This window comes from Streptomyces sp. Isolate_45 (genome assembly GCF_024721315.2).
In the GTDB taxonomy this organism is placed as follows: domain Bacteria; phylum Actinomycetota; class Actinomycetes; order Streptomycetales; family Streptomycetaceae; genus Streptomyces.
Genome location: NZ_JANFAK020000083.1, coordinates 23,533 through 38,458 on the forward strand (window position 1 = coordinate 23,533; position 14,926 = coordinate 38,458).

Below are 14,926 nucleotides of genomic sequence, written 5' to 3' on the forward strand. Positions count from 1 at the left end.
GGCGCCCGCTACTCGCCGGTGGTCCCGTCGATCGCCTCGCGCAGCAGGTCGGCGTGTCCGTTGTGCCGCGCGTACTCCTCGATCATGTGCGCCAGGACGTAGCGCAGGGAGTACCCCTGATCGCCGTACCGGCCCTGCTCGTCGAGGGATTCCGCGACCGCGACGATCTTCCGGGAGCGCTCGCAGGTGTCCTCCCAGATCCGGAAGGACTCCTGCGGGTCCGCGTCCTCGACCCGGAACTCCGTCCACTCCCCCGCCTCGTCCTTCGGGAAGTAGCCGCGGACGTCCTCGCCGCCCACCACGTTGCGGAACCAGCCCCGTTCAACCTCCGCGAGGTGGCGTACCAACCCGAGCAGGCTGAGCCCGGACGGCGGCACGGCCTTGCGCCGCAGCTGTTCGGCGGACAGTCCCGCGCACTTCATCATCAGGGTGTCGCGCTGCCACTGCAGGACGCTGGTGAGGGTCTCCCGCTCGTCACCGGTCAGTACGGGGCGGGTCCGCTGTTCGTCGTTCATCGGGCGATCATCACAGCCGTACGGACCCGCCCCGGCGGTGTTTCACATGCCGGACGTCCGGCCGGCGGCGGCGAGCTCCCGGAAGAAGCCGCGGACGTCACCGACCAACAGTTCCGGCACCTCCATGGCGGGAAAGTGCCCGCCCCGGTCGTACGAGGTCCAGCGCACGACGGAGTCGGTGCGCGCGGCGACGTGCCGCAGCGGGACGAAGTTGTCCCGGGGGAAGTCCGCGAGGGCGGTCGGGGTGGTCGACACCTCGGGAGGTTGCCCGAAGTAGTCCGCGTGGGCCCGCTCGTAGTAGATCCGGGCGGCGGAGCCGGCCGTCCCGGTGAGCCAGTACAGCATCACGTTGGTGAGCATCCGGTCCCGGTCGACGGGACACCGCGGGTCGCTCCACTCGGCGAACTTCTCCCCGATCCAGGCGAGCAGGCCCGTCGGGGAGTCGTTCAGCGCATAGGCGAGGGTCTGCGGCCGGGTCGCCTGGATGTCTGCGTAGCCCTGCCGCTCCTTCGCCCAGACGCGGTACCGCTCCCAGGAGGCCCGGGTGCGTTCCCGCTCGGCGGGGCTCAGCGGGGCCAGTTCCGCCTCCGTCGGCTCGGCGGTGGCGCCGGCTCCGGGGAGCAGGTTGAGGTGCACGCCGATGACCCGCTCGGGCCGGATGCGGCCGAGCTCGCGCGAGATCGCGGCGCCCCAGTCGCCGCCCTGCACCCCGTACGTCCCGTACCCGAGCCGTTCCATCAGCACCGCGAAGGCCCGGGCGACCCGCTTGAACTCCCAGCCCCGCTCCGTGGTCGGCCCGGACAGCGTGAAGCCGGGAATGCTGGGCAACACCAGGTGGAAGGCGTCGGCGGGGTCACCGCCGTGCGCCCGCGGATCCGTCAGCGGGCCCGCGACCCGCTGGAACTCCACGAACGACCCGGGCCACCCGTGGGTCATCAGCAGCGGCGTGGCGTCCGGTTCGGGGGAACGCAGGTGCGCGAAGTGCACCCGGGCCCCGTCGATGACGGTGGTGAACTGCGGCCAGTCGTTCAACCGCGCCTCGGCGGCCCGCCAGTCGTACTCCTCGCGCCAGTAGCGGACGAGCTCGCGCATCCGCTCCGACGGGATGCCGTAGTCCCACCCGGCACCGTCGAGCTCGTCGGGCCACCGCACCCGCCCCAGCCGCGCCGCGAGGTCGTCGAGTTCCTCCTGCGGCACGTCGAGCCGGAACGGAACGGGGGCCTCACCAAGATCTTCCATGCCCCCACGATGCCACCCCGGGCCCCGGCACCGGCCGCCCCTGTACCCGGCCGTCCCGGCGCACCGGCCGGGCGGCGACCCCGCTCAGGCCGCGTACAGGTCGAAGGTCGATCCCCGCTTCGGGCCCGCCGCCACGTCCAGCGCCGGGTCGACCGCCAGGATCGCCTGGTGCAGCCGCTGCAACTGCGGTGACGGCTCGACCCCCAGGTCCCCGATGAGCCGCTGGCGCAGCCTGCGGAACACGTCGAGCGCCGCCGCCTGCCGGCCGGACCGGTACAGCGCGACCATCATCTGGGAGTGCATCCCCTCGTGCTGCGGGTGCCGCGCGGTCAGCTCGGTCAGCTCCGCGAGGAGTTCGGTGTGCCGCCCCAGCCGCAGGTCGACGTCGATCCGCCGTTCCATCGTGACCAGCCGGCTCTCCTCCAGCCGCAGCACCTCGATCTCCAGTACCGGCCCCACCCGTACGTCGACCAGCGCGGGCCCCTGCCACAGCGCGAGCGCCTCCCGCAGCAGCGCCGCCGAGCCCTCGTCGTCGCCGGCGTCGAACGCGGCGTGGCCCCGCGCGACCAGCGTCTCGTAGGAGTTCACGTCCACGGACTCCGGCGGTACCTGGAGCAGGTAGCCGCCGTGCCGTGTGGTGAGGACTTCCTTCGCGGCCCCCGGCCGGCCCGGCCCCATGGCCGTGCCGAGTCTGCGGCGCAACTGGAGGACGTACGTCTGCAGGGTGGTCAGTGCGCTCTGCGGCAGGTGCTGCCCCCAGATCTCCTCCATGAGGGTCGGCACCGGCATGACCCGCCCGGGGTACAGCGACAGGAGGGCCAGGATCTGCCGCGGCTTGCCCGCCGTCGGCACGATCGAGTCCCCGTTGACCTCGGCACTCAACGGACCCAGAACCTGAATCTTCACGGTCTCCCCTCCGCATTCCGTCGAGTCGCCTCGATCACTTCCGACTTCCTTGACCCGCGACCTGCGGAGAAGCCGCGGTCACAGCTGCGCCCCGGTCCCTTGGAACTCGCAACGCCGTTCGACTCCGATCGCGCGGGTGCGTGCCCCGACGGCGCCCGTCCGGTACTCCCCGATCCGCGTCTCCCCCACCAGGCTGGGCAGCAGCAGCCCCCACAGGGCCGCCACCTTCCGCTGGAGCTCCCAGTAGGAGAGCCCGGTCCCGGCGAGTACCTCGATCCCGCAGAGCGCGGCGGCCACCAGTGCCTCGGCGCTCTCCCACCGGTCCACGGCCGGCGCTCCGTCACCGTCGCCCGGAACGGGGCCGCTCCCCGCGGCTCCGGCCGCTCCGGCGAGCGGTTCGTCCACCGGCAGTTCCCCGGTGTCCCGGGCCGTGCCCAGCAGTTCGTTCACCACGGTCAGCCAGGCTCCGTGGAAGTCCACGGCGCTCAGGTGCTGGCCCGCGCACTCCTTCGTGATCCGGAAGCTCGCCGGGATCGCGGGATCCTCGTGCAGCATCCGCGCCAACCAGTGCGTCGTGTCGATCAGCGCCTGCAGGGGGGAGGCGCCGTTCTCCCTGAGTCCGCGTACCGCCTCGTGCAACAGCCCGCATCCGCGCTGCTGCACGGCGTCGGCCAGCTCGTCCTTGGAGGCGAAGTGGAAGTACAGCGCCCCCTTCGTCACCCCGGCCGCGCCCGCGATCTCGCCGAGCGTCGCGTTGGCGTATCCGTTGCGGTGGAACATCTCGGCCCCGGCGAAGACCAACCGCCTACGGGTCCGCTCCGACCTCTCCTGCACCGCTCCGTCTCCTTCCGCCCCCGCTGCGTCCACGCCCTGCCCCCAGCGCCGGCACCGGTCGCGCCCGGCGCCGGCTCAGGCCCGCACGAGCCGCTCCGACCTCGTTCCCGTCCCGGCGACCACGGCCATGGCGGGGGCCTTGGGCATGCCCTCCGGACCCGCCATCAGGATCGAGCGCTGCAACCGGCGCAGCGCGGGGGACGGCTCCAGGCCCAGGTCCCGTACGAGCGTGGTGCGCAGCCGCTTGTACACGTCCAGTGCCTCGCCGCGGCGGCCGGAGCGGTGCAGGGCGAGCATGAACTGGCCGTGCAGGTTCTCGTGCGTCCGGTAGCGGCTCACCAGAACGGTCAGTTCCGCGAGGAGCTCCCGGTGCCGGCCGAGCTTCATGTCGGCCTCGATGCGCTGGTCGAGGGCGCACAGCCGGGTCTCCTCCAGCCGCCGCGTCTCCATGTCGAGCTGCACCCCGCCGTGCACGTCGGCGAAGGCCGGACCCGACCACAGGGCCAGGGCCTCGCGCAGCAGCCGCGCCGCACCGGCCGCGTCACCCGCGTCCATCGCCCGGTAGCCCAGCCCGGCCAGCCGGTCGAACTCCCGCACGTCGCTGGTGCCGCCGCCGCTGTTGAGCAGGTAGCCGCCGGGCAGGGTGACGAGTACGTCCTTCGCGGTCCGCGTGCCGTCGGTGTTCTCCAGGGCGGTCGCGATGAGGGCGCGCAGCTGGAGCACGTACGTCTGCAGGGTGGTGCGGGCGCTGCGCGGCGGCTCCGCGCCCCACAGTTCCTCGATCAGCGCCGAGACCGGCACGACCTGGTCGGCATGGAGGGCCAGGAGGGCCAGGACCTGCCGGGGCTTGGGGGCGGTCGGCGTGATGGAGGTTCCGTTCTCCCGCACGGCGAGCGCGCCCAGTACATCGATGTCCACGTCGTACTCCCCTGTCCTTGGATGAGTCGCAAGAGTCAGTAGAAAACAGTCCCAGCGGTTTGTCAATACAAAACCGGTCGTGCCGTTTTCCTTGTCAAGGCAGTTCGGTTGCGCTACAAAACAGCCGCTGAACTGCGCATTTACTGAAAGCGAGGGCGCACCGACAGATGCGCCAGAACCATCGATCGGCTCCCGGCAGGGCCATCTAACACCCCACAGGGGCCTTAAATCAAACCGTTCAGTCTGTTTCGCGGCCCTCTGTGCCGCCCTCGGCTCGGTCCGCCGCGATGACGGGCATGAGGACGGACCAGATCCTCGTGAGGGTGTCGGCCGCGAACCAGCCGGGATCGGCGGCCCCCAACACCTCCAGCCCGACGATCGAGGCCACCACGGCCGGCGTCGCCTGCTGCGGGGAAACGCCCTCGGCGAGGAGTCCCTGCCTCCCGGCGGCTTCGATCAACTCGCCCGTCCACACCCGCAGCTGCTCCCGGAGGTCGACCTGGCTCCGGTGGGTGACGTCGGCGGACAACGCGAAGCCGGCGCGCACGACGACGTCCCCCGCGAGCAGCGCCATCAACGTGTACGTCGAATCGACCAGCAGCGTCAGCGGGTTGCCGGCCCTGCCGCCCGGTTCCCCGGCCGTGCGGGTGACCACGCGCAGCGCGGCGGCGGCCCGCCCCTCGACCGTCCGGGCGAGTTCGTCCTTGCCGCTGAAGTGGAAGTGCAGGGCACCGGAGGTCACTCCGGCCCTCCCGCTGATCCCCGAGATCGAGGCGGTGGCGAAGCCCTCGTCGGTGAACGCCTCCGCGGCGGCACGCACCAGGGACTCCCGCGTGCGGGCCGCACGCTCCTGCTTGACCATGGGGGGCTCCACACACCGCATTCGCCGCATTCGCGGCTCTCCCCCAGGACAGGGGTACGAGATCCTGGCGGCCACAGTCGGCGGCCGCGCCGGAGGCCGACCTGACTCTCGCCGGAGCCAATGGATCTATAACGGGTCGGCGGGTACGGAACACCTTCTGACCAGGGATCACTCCGCGCCGTGTTCGCGTGTTAGGTTCGCGCGATGAAGACGAAGGACAACACGGGAACGCTTGCGGGACGATCTGCATTGATCACCGGAGCGAGCGCCGGCATCGGGGCGGCCGCCGCACGCGTGTTCTGCAGGGAGGGTGCCTCCGTCACCCTCATGGCCAGGCGGGAGAAGGAGCTGGCCGCGCTCACCGAGGAGCTCCTGGCCGCCGGCCACCAGGTCCGCTACGTCGTCGGCGACGTCGCGCGCTCCGAGGACGTCGCCAAGGCCGTCGAGACGGCCGTCACCTCCTTCGGCCGGCTGGACGCCGCCTTCAACAACGCGGGTACGGGCACGGTTCCCGCGCCCATGCACCTCCTCTCCGAAGAGGACTACGACACCGTCATGGACACGAACGTCCGCGGCGTCTGGCACTGCATGCGCCACGAGATCCGCGCCATGCTGGAGACCGGTGGCGGCGTCATCGTCAACAACAGCAGCACCGCGGGCCTCGTCGCGACTCCGGCCGCGTCCCCGTACATCGCCTCGAAGCACGCGGTCCTGGGCCTGACCAAGGCCGCCGCCTCCGAGTACGCGAGCCAGAACATCCGCGTCAACGCCATCGCGCCGGGCACCACCCGCAGCGAGCTGATCGACTTCTGGCTGCACCAGAACCCCGACATGGAGCAGGTGCTCCTCAACGCGGCCGTCCTCCCCCGCATCGCGGAACCCTCGGAGATCGCCGAGGCCGCGGCCTGGCTCTGCAGCGACCGCGCCTCGTTCGTCGTCGGAACCACCCTCTCGGTGGACGGCGGCTGGACCACCCGCTGACCCCCACCGTTAACGGCGTTAACGCCGTTAACGGTCGCCTCCCGGGTCCACCGGCCGCCGGCTCGCGCGTCGGCATCGTTAACGCCGTTAACGCCGTTAATCGGAATCACCCCTCCCACTTAACGGCGTTAACACCCCCGCCACCGCAGACCCACCAATCAGCAACACCCAAAAACACCCCACCTCCCCCCAAAACCCCTCCTCGCGACGCCTTAAAAGTACTTGTCGACTGGTTTTCTTTGAGTCGGCCGCACTACTCTGACCGCGTATCACCGAGCGGAACCGGCATCAGGAGAACCACGTGGCGCGGGTCAGGCAGGGGCGGGCCGAAATCACCCGGCAGGCGATCCTCAACGGAGCCGCCGTCGCCTTCGACCACGGCGGCTTCGGGGGCACCAGCCTCAGCGACGTGGTCAAGCACGCCGGAGTCACCAAGGGCGCCCTGTACTTCCACTTCCAGTCCAAGGAAGCCCTGGCACGCACCCTGATGGACGAGCAGTTCCAGGTGTCCGAGGGGGTTCCCGAGATCGTCGACCCCGGTCTGCAGACGGTCATCGACCTGACGCACCAGTTGGCGTTCGGTCTGCGCACCAACGTCCGCATCCGCGCCGGCATCCGTCTCGTCATCGAGTTCGGCTCGTTCACACACCCGGACCCGTCGCCCTACAACGCCTGGATCGATACCTGCCACGGCTGCCTGACGCCGGCCCAGGAACGCGGCGACATCCTGGCCGCGCTCAACACGTACGACCTCGCGACCCTGATCGTCGGCTCGTTCACCGGCATCCAGGTCACCTCGCACGTCCGCACCGAGCGCGAGGACCTGCACGCCCGGGTCGTCGACCTGTGGGAGCACCTCCTCCCCGGCATCGTGCCCGCCGACCGCATCGCCGTCTTCGACCCGGCGGGCTCGTCCACCTGCCGGGCGCGGCTCGGCCTGTTGGCCCAGCGCACCACGCCCACCCAACCCACCGCGTACCCCACCGCGCCGAACCCCCGGGCGGTCACGGCCGGCTGACGGTACGTCCAGGGCGGCCTCGCACACGCCGTGGTGAACCACGGGGGTGCTCGCTACGGCGAGTGCGAGGCCGCCCTGCCGTGTCTCCACCCACTTCGTTAGCAAAACTCTGGCGTGGTGCTCACCAACACTCAAGAACGTTAGTAAAGTCCCTCTCATGACTTCGCCCTCGTCCCAGAGCGACCGAGAGAAGGTCGTCTCCAAGCTCCCCCCGTGGCTCCGCCAGGAACTGAAGATCCGCACCGCCCAGCTGCGCATCGACATCCAGGACGCCGTCCACCAGGGCATCGCCAACTGGAGCGCCCTCGCTTCCGCCCCCTCCCCCGTCGACACGTCCGGCGCCGAGTCCTTCTCCACCTGGCTGCCCGCCGGCCAGTGGGAGTCGTTCCGCTCGGACTCCAAGGACCGTGGCGTCTCCCTCACCCAGGGGCTCGCCCAAGCGGTGCGCCTCTGGCTGGAGATGAACCCGGCCCCCACCGTGAAGCGGCCCACGGTCGTGCGCCGCATCGTGGTGTGCAACCAGAAGGGCGGCGTCGGCAAGACGGCCATCACCGCGGGCACCGCGGAGGCCCTCGCGGAGGACCCCGAGACCCTCCACCCGGTCCGCATCGCCCGCCAGCTGGCGCGCCTCGCCCCGGTGGACCTTGAGCACCCCGAGCAGCCGGCACCCACCACCACGTCGCTGGACCTCGAAGACCTCCCGGGCCTGGGCATGCGCGTCCTGCTCGTCGACTTCGACCCGCAGGGCCACCTGACCAAGCAGCTCGGCCAGCAGCCCCTGCCCATCGGTGGCGACAGCCTCACCTGCCACATGGCCGGCGAGGCCAAGGGCCCGCTCTCCGACCTGATCGTCGCCATCCCCGACGACCGCTTCGGCGACCGGCTCCACATCCTGCCCGCGTGCACGGACGCGTTCCTCCTGGACGTCCGACTGTCCACCGTCCGCGCCCGCGAGGCCGCCCTCGAACGCGCCCTCTCCCCCGTCGAGGCGGACTACGACGTCATCCTCATCGACTGCCCGCCCAGCCTCGGCCTCAGCATGGACGCCGCGATCTACTACGGCCGGCGCCGCGACACCGAACAGCCGGGCGCCTCCGGCGCGCTGATCGTCGTACAGGCCGAGGACTCCTCGGCCGACGCCTACGACCTGCTCACCTCCCAGATCAACGATCTGCGCGACGACCTCAGCCTCGACATCGACTACCTCGGCCTCGTCGTGAACCTCTACGACGGCCGCCGCGGCTACATCGCCACGTCCTCCCTGCAGGCCTGGATGGACATAAAGGATCCGCGGGTCGTGGCGATCGTCCCCGACCTCAAGGAACAGCGCGAAGCCGTACGTGTGAAGCAGCCGCTGTTCGTCTACGCACCCAAGGGCGAACAGGCCGTCGCCCTGCGCGCGCTCGCCAGGGAGATCTCATGAGCAAGGCCGACAAACTCGGAGTCTCGGCTTCCTTCGCCCGCGCCCAGCCGGTCGGCGTCAGCTCCCGCCGCGCGGCCATCGCCGAGGCGACGGGCGCCCCCACCTCCGGGGTCGTTCCGCCGTCCGAGGTGCCCATCGAGGCCCTCGCCCACAATCCGTTCAACCTCCGCGAGGACCTCACGGACCTCGACGAACTGGCCCAGTCCCTCACGGTCCGCGGTCAGCTCCAGCCCCTCGCGGTCGCCACCCGCATGGCGTTCATGGAAGCGCACCCGGGCCAGACCGACGGCCTGGGCCGTGCCCCGTACGTGGTCATCGACGGCAACCGGCGGCTGGCCGCCGCCCACCTCGCCGGCCTCAAGACGATGCACATCCACGTCAACGACTCCCTGTCCGCCTCCGCCGCGGACATCCTCGAATCGGCGCTGATCGCCAACGTGCACCGGGTCGACGTGGCTCCCATGGACCAGGCCCGCGCCCTCCAGGAACTCGTCGAGGTGCACGGCTCGCAGGCCCAGGTCGCCAAGCGGCTCGGCAAGACGGCGGCCTGGGTCTCCCAGCGCCTGACCCTGCTCAACCTCACGCCCACGCTCCAGGAGAAGGTGGAGACGGGCGAGCTCAAGGTCGAGCCGGCCCGCCGCATCGGCCGCCTCCCCCAGGAGGAACAGGCCGCCGCGGCCAACGACACCGTCACCCCCCCTCGGCAGCGCACCCGCCCGGCGCCGCCGACCGTTAACGGCGTTAACGCCGTTAACGCCGCCAGGACCAGCGCCTCCCCCGCGCCCGCCCCCTCCCCCCGCATCACGATCTCCACCCAATCCCCGGAGACCATCGCGGACGCCCTCACCGCCCACCTCACTCCGGACGACCTGAAGGCCGTCACCGAGCTGCTGATGCAGCGGATCTGAGCCGGGCACCCACGCCGGGGGCGGTGACGGCATTAACGCCGTTAACGCCCCCACGTGCGTTTCATGTGCGTTCAACCGTGCGGTTCACATAGGCTGCACCCGGAGGTAGTGATGAGCGAGATGAACGAACAGTCCGCCCTTTTCGCAGCGGTGGACGCCCTGCTCGAAGAGGCGGCGGCGCAGGACGGCCTGCCCGAACCCGACGAACGCAAGCGTCTGCGCGAGGCCGCGGGCCTGAGCCAGGACCAGATCGCCAAGGCCCTGTCCGTCCGCCGGGAAACGATCACCTCCTGGGAGACCGGCCGCACGGCCCCCCGCCCCCCGAAGCGCGCCGCCTACGCCCGCCTCCTCGAAGGCCTCGCCGCCCTCCACCCCGTTAACGGCGTTAACGCCGTTAACACCCCCGCCCCCACCGAACCACCCCCGGCACCGAGCCCGGCCCCCATCAACGGCGTTAACGCCGTTGACTCCCCGGCGCCCACACGCACCACCCCGCCGCCGGCCTCCACCCCCGTTAACGCCGTTAACGCCCCGGCCCCCACCCCCGCCGACCAACCCACGAGCCCGGCACCCGTTAACGGCGTTAACGCCGTTAACGCCGCTCCCCCCACTCCCGGGCCCTCCGCCGCCCCCGTCCACCCGCAGCCACCCGCCCCGGAACGAGCCACCCCCCGGCGCCCCGCACCCGCCACCCCCAAGTCCCGCGCCCCCCTCCTCATCGAGGGCCACGGCCCCCTCGCCGTCCTCGACGGCACCGGCCGGGCCCACGCCACCGGAGGCCTCGTCCTCCCCCACCCCACCTCCGGGCTGCCCGACCTCGTCGCCTGGGCCCTCGGCCCCGACGCCGACCTCCGCGCACCCCGACTCCACCGCAACGGCAAGGACGGCGACCCCCTCCTCGTCCTCACCGCCGCCGCCACCGAGGCCCTCGGTCTCCCCCTCACCCTCGAAGACCGCCGCGCCCTGCGCCTCCCCGACAACCACCCCGTCGTGAAACAGCTCGCGAAGGCCAAGTGGCAACTCACCCGCCGCGGCTTCGGCCCCTGGCCCCGCATCTACCGACCCGCCACCCCCGGCACCGGCCGCCAGTGCGTACAACTCGCGGTCCTCCCCTGGGGCGCCCTGGACGCCCGCGCCTGGGGCGAGGACACCTCGGAACTCCCCGCGCCCGAACTCGCCGAGCTCCTCACCACCTACGCCGCCCGCGTCCTCACCCCCCGCGGCTCGACCGCCGTCACGGGCCTGGAGCTGATGACGGCCCTGCGCCCGCCCACCCGGGCCGCTCGCGACCAAGCGACCAACACCTGGGTATCCGCCCCCGTCGCCGGCTCCCTCACCCGCCCCGTCGACCCCGCCCCGCCGGAGGCCCCCGACGAACACCCCGTCGTCGCCGCGCTCTACCCCCGCGCCCACCAACGCACCCCGGACGAGGTCCTCGACGAGGAGGCCTACGACTGGATCCGCGACCCGGAGCTCCTCACCGACGCCGAGTGCGCCCGCACCCACGCCGTCGGCATCGACGTGAACATGGCCTTCGCCGCGGCAGCGAACCGCCTCCCGGTCGGCCTCGGCCCCGCGACCCACACCAGGACCCCCCGCTTCGACCCCAAGACCCCCGGCTGCTGGCTGGCGGACCTCTCGTCGTTCCGCCTCGACCCCCGCCTCCCGAGCCCCTTCACCCCCCAGGGCACCCCTCCCACCGGCCCCGCCTGGTACGCGACCCCGACCCTCGCCTACGCCCAGGAGCTCGGCCTCGACGTCCGTCCCACCGAGGCCTGGATCCGCCCCGACAGCGGCCCGTACCTCGACGCCTGGTACACCCGGCTCCGCGACGCCTACCTTGCGACCATGGCCGACCTCGGCGTCACCCCGGCCCTCACCGAGCCCGAGTTCCTCCGAGCCATGACCACGTACAAGGAACACCCGAACACCTCCACCGCGGTCCTGTCGGCCATCAAGGCGACGGTCAAGGGCGGCATCGGCAAACTCCGCGAACGCCCCCAGGGCGCCGGCTACCGCCCGGGCGAGACCTGGCCCGCCCTCGAACGCCCCACCTGGCGCCCCGACATCCGCGCGGCCGTCATCTCCACCGCCCGCGTCAACATGCACCGCAAGATGCAGAAGCTCGCGACGGCGGCGGACCTGTACCCCGTCGCGGTCCTCTCGGACTGCGCGGTCTACCTCTCCGACGGCCCCGGCCCCCTGGACTTCCTCCCCCACACTCCCGAGGGCAAGCCCGTCCCCGGCGGCTTCCGCCTCGGCGTCAGCCCCGGCATGGTCAAGCACGAAGGCACCCAGCCCCTCCTGTGGGCCGTGCAGATGCTCGACGAAGGACTCAACCCCGCCCGCCACATCAAGGGCCACGACGCAGCAGCAGACGGCGAGTAACCCATGCCCGACGACATCTCCGACAGCCTCACCAAGGCCGACGAACCACACTTCACCCGCCCCGTCCCCAAATCCGCGGGCGCCCAGATCCGCTTCCTGGTCAAGCAGCTCAAAACCACCAAGGCCGTCGCCACGACGCTCGGCATCTCCCAACGCACCGTCGAGCGCTACGTCAAGAACCAGATCAAGCAGCCGAAGCCCGAACTCGCCGCCCGCCTGGAGGCGGAAGTACGCCGCCGCTGGCAACCCCTGGTCCGTAAGCGCGCCCGCGGCCAGGCCGCACGGACCACCGGCCTCGTCATCGAGACCCGCGCCCGTTTCGGCTTCACCGCGGCCCCCGGCACCACCGACGACGGCCGCATGCGCCGCATCACGCAGCACCTCCCCCCGGAGTACGCGAGCCGCCTCTTCGCCGCCCAGGACGCCGGCGCCACGGAGGCCCAACTGCGCCACATCACCGCGGAGGCCCTCCAGGAGATCTACTTCAAGGACAACGGCGCCCGCGCCACGTCCCTCCTCGTGGAGTTCACCGACATCGACTACGTCGACTTCGCCTTCTGAGAGCCCCACACACCCCTCTCAGCCCCCGAAAAGCCCAGAAGGGCCCCGGACATGTCCGGGGCCCTTCAACGTCCCTGAAGCCCCCTCAGGGGCCCGCGACGGCACCACTACCCCACGGCGTGCAACGTCCTCCGCCGCTTCGACTCCGCAGCCTTCTTCGCCGCCGCCTGCGCCGCCCGCTTCTTGCGCTGCTCGGCCAACTGGTCCTGGTACGCCGCCACCGCCTCGTGATAGCTGGCGACGTACCCGCGCGCGTCCAGGCGCTCCTCGGCCGGCATCTCGTTGACGGCGGCCACCGCGTCCTCGAACGAGTTGTACCCGGCCAGCATCGGATTGATCTGGTAGACCCCGTTCCTGACCTTCCGCACCAGCCTCGCGAGCTCCAGGCTCCGCAGCGCGGCGTTCACGCTCGGCCTGCTCAGCTCCAGCAGCCCCCCGATGGTGGCCTGATCGATGAGGATCCGGCCCCCGGGCTCGCTCAGCGAACGCAGCTTCAGCAGCACGCGGTACGCCGCAGGCGGAAGGTCGAGGTCGGAGAGAAGCCCGTCGGCGTTGACCGCAGCGAATCGCAAGGTGCTCACTGAGCTGTCCCTTCTTCCTTGCGCTGCACCCGGCTCAGCCGACGCGCAGCGCGCTCTTTGGACCGTTCGGCCCGCAGTTCCTCGATTGCCTGCCGCATGTGGTCCAGCGACGGGAACCGCACCAGGTCGGGCAGGCTCGTATCGCTGCGAATCTGCGAGATGGTGCTGTGCTGCTCCACCTTCACGAACTCACCCGCCGTCTCCGTACCCGGGATGAACTCAGCCACCCGGTAACTGTAGGGCGGGTTGAACTGGTACACACCCCGCCGCACCTTGAAGACGATCCCATGAGACATGACGGTGTGCAGCGCCTCCGACGTCTTTGTCCGACTGACGTCAAGGATCGTAGCCATCTCCTCCTGGGTAAGTGGAATCCGCCCCCCCGCCCGCTGGCAAGCAATGAGCAGCAGGATCAGCCTCAGCGGCAGCGCTTCACGGAAGTACTGCGCGATGACCAGGAAGAACTCCAGGCTGTCCATCGAAAACGCATTTGGCTGACTCTGCGTCCCGTAGAACTCCAGCGGCTTGCGCTCGCCGTCCAGCGTGAGCTTCCGGCTCGGATACCGCCTGGCAAGACTGTCCAGGTCCTTGACCGGAGCCAGCGGCTGACTCCACGCCGAAATCGCGTCATCAACGGGGAGATCAGGACGCGGCGCGCGCGACGGACTCGGCCGGCGGCGCTGTGGCTCTGATGACACGAGGATGCTCTCCACTTCGTTGATCTGCAGAGAGAGTATGTCAACAAGGGTGACACTAATGTCACGCTCGTTGACGTTCGGCGTGTCTTGTGTCCCCCCAGGAGGGACACATCTCGGCCACGGCCCCCAACAACCCCCACGGGCCGCCCCGACCCAACCGAACCCTCCCCCGACCCAGTTCAGGGACACATCTCCAGAAGAACGTCAGCCTCCCTGACGTTTTAGCCCAAAAACCGTCAGCCCCACTGACGTTTTGCCGGCGTTCTGTCCCCCCACCAGCGACACATCCCCCGAGTTATGTCCCTCCTGAGGGGACATAACTTTCCCCCCGCACCCCACCTGACCTGCGCAAACGCATCTCCGTACCCTCTATAGGCCGTCCCCTACCGCGCTGCGCGTACTGAACGCCGCCCCAAGCCCCACCGCCACGCACTTTCCTGACACCCCATCAACTCCTACCCCCACAGAGGACCGCCGGACAGCCTGTCCATAACCACGCTGAACCTGACTGATTCCTATCTCTATCCCCACCTCACTTTGAATCACCCCCACCCAGAGCATTAACGCCGTTAACACCCATCAACCCCTCCCCAAGAAAACCCCAAGCCCCCCTCAAGCCCCCTTCAACCCCCCACCCCGAAACACCCCCAACCCAACCTGACCTGGCCTTTTACCCCAACCCCCAACTCCTCCCCCACCTGCCCTCGGAGCCCAGCCCAGACCCCCGAGCGAAGCGAACGCGCATCCCGCCTTCAGCGCGCAGCGCTGAAGGTCCTGCTCGAAGAGCAGGCTTTACCTCGGCGCAGCCGAGGCCCCCGAAGCGCAGCGCCGGGGGGTCTCTTCCCTGGCGCGCAGCGCCAGGGGTCCCGCTCGAAGAGCACCAGCTTTGCCTCGGCGCAGCCGAGGCTCCCGAGCGAAGCGAAGGGGCATCCCTCCTTCAGCGCGCAGCGCTGAAGGTCCCCGCTCAAAGGGGGGCTTTGCCTCAGCGCAGCTGAGGCCCCCCGCGAAGCGGGGGGCCTCTCTTCCCCAGCGCGCAGCGCTGGGGGTCCCGCTCCGCCGGAGTTCGGTAGAGCAAAACTCTGAAAAACACTAAA

At 70.5% G+C, this 14,926-nt stretch carries 14 protein-coding genes; 6 read left to right on the plus strand and 8 right to left on the minus strand.

Features of this window, described 5'->3' with window-relative positions; translation table 11 throughout:
* Nucleotides 1-8: 8 nt before the first annotated feature.
* The 6 genes from NOD94_RS24710 to NOD94_RS24735 form a co-directional block, all read right to left on the minus strand.
* A complete protein-coding gene (locus tag NOD94_RS24710; RefSeq protein ID WP_281208281.1) occupies nt 9-515 on the minus strand; it encodes a DinB family protein in 507 nt (168 codons plus the stop codon).
* A gap of 42 nt (nt 516-557) precedes the next feature.
* Nucleotides 558-1,754: an epoxide hydrolase family protein gene (locus NOD94_RS24715; RefSeq protein ID WP_281208282.1), complete on the minus strand. Its 1,197-nt coding sequence runs from the start codon at nt 1,752-1,754 to the stop codon at nt 558-560.
* Between the two features lie 84 nt (nt 1,755-1,838).
* The gene (locus NOD94_RS24720) at nt 1,839-2,660 is read right to left on the minus strand and encodes an AfsR/SARP family transcriptional regulator (protein ID WP_281208283.1); all 822 of its coding nucleotides are present in this window, start codon (nt 2,658-2,660) and stop codon (nt 1,839-1,841) included.
* 78 nt (nt 2,661-2,738) lie between these two features.
* Entirely contained in the window at nt 2,739-3,494 is a 756-nt protein-coding gene (locus tag NOD94_RS24725; protein WP_281208285.1) for a ScbR family autoregulator-binding transcription factor, read from the minus strand.
* A 75-nt stretch (nt 3,495-3,569) separates the two neighbouring features.
* Nucleotides 3,570-4,412 (minus strand): AfsR/SARP family transcriptional regulator, encoded by an 843-nt coding sequence (locus tag NOD94_RS24730; protein WP_281208286.1) that lies wholly within the window; start codon nt 4,410-4,412, stop codon nt 3,570-3,572.
* Between the two features lie 238 nt (nt 4,413-4,650).
* Entirely contained in the window at nt 4,651-5,274 is a 624-nt protein-coding gene (locus NOD94_RS24735) for a ScbR family autoregulator-binding transcription factor (protein WP_281208288.1), read from the minus strand.
* A 204-nt stretch (nt 5,275-5,478) separates the two neighbouring features.
* Here NOD94_RS24735 and NOD94_RS24740 point away from each other — a divergent pair, with 204 nt between their 5' ends.
* The 6 genes from NOD94_RS24740 (at nt 5,479) to NOD94_RS24765 (ending at nt 12,553) form a co-directional block, all read left to right on the plus strand.
* Nucleotides 5,479-6,255 (plus strand): glucose 1-dehydrogenase, encoded by a 777-nt coding sequence (locus NOD94_RS24740; protein WP_281208289.1) that lies wholly within the window; start codon nt 5,479-5,481, stop codon nt 6,253-6,255.
* 301 nt (nt 6,256-6,556) lie between these two features.
* Complete coding sequence (locus NOD94_RS24745) at nt 6,557-7,273, plus strand: ScbR family autoregulator-binding transcription factor (RefSeq protein WP_281208290.1); 717 nt, start codon at nt 6,557-6,559, stop codon at nt 7,271-7,273.
* Nucleotides 7,274-7,430: 157 nt separating this feature from the next.
* The gene (locus NOD94_RS24750; RefSeq protein WP_281208291.1) at nt 7,431-8,696 is read left to right on the plus strand and encodes a ParA family protein; all 1,266 of its coding nucleotides are present in this window, start codon (nt 7,431-7,433) and stop codon (nt 8,694-8,696) included.
* Nucleotides 8,693-9,604 (plus strand): ParB/RepB/Spo0J family partition protein, encoded by a 912-nt coding sequence (locus NOD94_RS24755; protein WP_281208292.1) that lies wholly within the window; start codon nt 8,693-8,695, stop codon nt 9,602-9,604. Before NOD94_RS24750 ends, NOD94_RS24755 begins: the two co-directional genes overlap by 4 nt.
* Before the next feature lie 120 nt (nt 9,605-9,724).
* Nucleotides 9,725-11,992 (plus strand): helix-turn-helix transcriptional regulator, encoded by a 2,268-nt coding sequence (locus NOD94_RS24760; protein WP_281208296.1) that lies wholly within the window; start codon nt 9,725-9,727, stop codon nt 11,990-11,992.
* Between the two features lie 3 nt (nt 11,993-11,995).
* Entirely contained in the window at nt 11,996-12,553 is a 558-nt protein-coding gene (locus NOD94_RS24765; RefSeq protein WP_281208293.1) for an XRE family transcriptional regulator, read from the plus strand.
* Between the two features lie 107 nt (nt 12,554-12,660).
* Here the strand turns inward: NOD94_RS24765 and NOD94_RS24770 are convergent, their stop codons facing one another.
* Nucleotides 12,661-13,134 (minus strand): MarR family transcriptional regulator, encoded by a 474-nt coding sequence (locus tag NOD94_RS24770; protein ID WP_281208294.1) that lies wholly within the window; start codon nt 13,132-13,134, stop codon nt 12,661-12,663.
* Nucleotides 13,131-13,847, minus strand: coding sequence for a hypothetical protein (locus NOD94_RS24775; protein WP_319198739.1), 717 nt, complete (start codon nt 13,845-13,847; stop codon nt 13,131-13,133). Before NOD94_RS24775 ends, NOD94_RS24770 begins: the two co-directional genes overlap by 4 nt.
* Nucleotides 13,848-14,926: the final 1,079 nt, after the last annotated feature.

What these genes read in the sequence shown, in the direction of transcription:
- NOD94_RS24740 (WP_281208289.1), top strand. Translation starts at nt 5,479, where the DNA reads ATGAAGACGAAGGACAACACGGGAACGCTTGCGGGACGATCTGCATTG.
- NOD94_RS24715 (WP_281208282.1), bottom strand. Translation starts at nt 1,754, where the DNA reads ATGGAAGATCTTGGTGAGGCCCCCGTTCCGTTCCGGCTCGACGTGCCG.
- NOD94_RS24755 (WP_281208292.1), top strand. Translation starts at nt 8,693, where the DNA reads ATGAGCAAGGCCGACAAACTCGGAGTCTCGGCTTCCTTCGCCCGCGCC.
- NOD94_RS24750 (WP_281208291.1), top strand. Translation starts at nt 7,431, where the DNA reads ATGACTTCGCCCTCGTCCCAGAGCGACCGAGAGAAGGTCGTCTCCAAG.
- NOD94_RS24765 (WP_281208293.1), top strand. Translation starts at nt 11,996, where the DNA reads ATGCCCGACGACATCTCCGACAGCCTCACCAAGGCCGACGAACCACAC.
- NOD94_RS24735 (WP_281208288.1), bottom strand. Translation starts at nt 5,274, where the DNA reads ATGGTCAAGCAGGAGCGTGCGGCCCGCACGCGGGAGTCCCTGGTGCGT.
- NOD94_RS24710 (WP_281208281.1), bottom strand. Translation starts at nt 515, where the DNA reads ATGAACGACGAACAGCGGACCCGCCCCGTACTGACCGGTGACGAGCGG.
- NOD94_RS24760 (WP_281208296.1), top strand. Translation starts at nt 9,725, where the DNA reads ATGAACGAACAGTCCGCCCTTTTCGCAGCGGTGGACGCCCTGCTCGAA.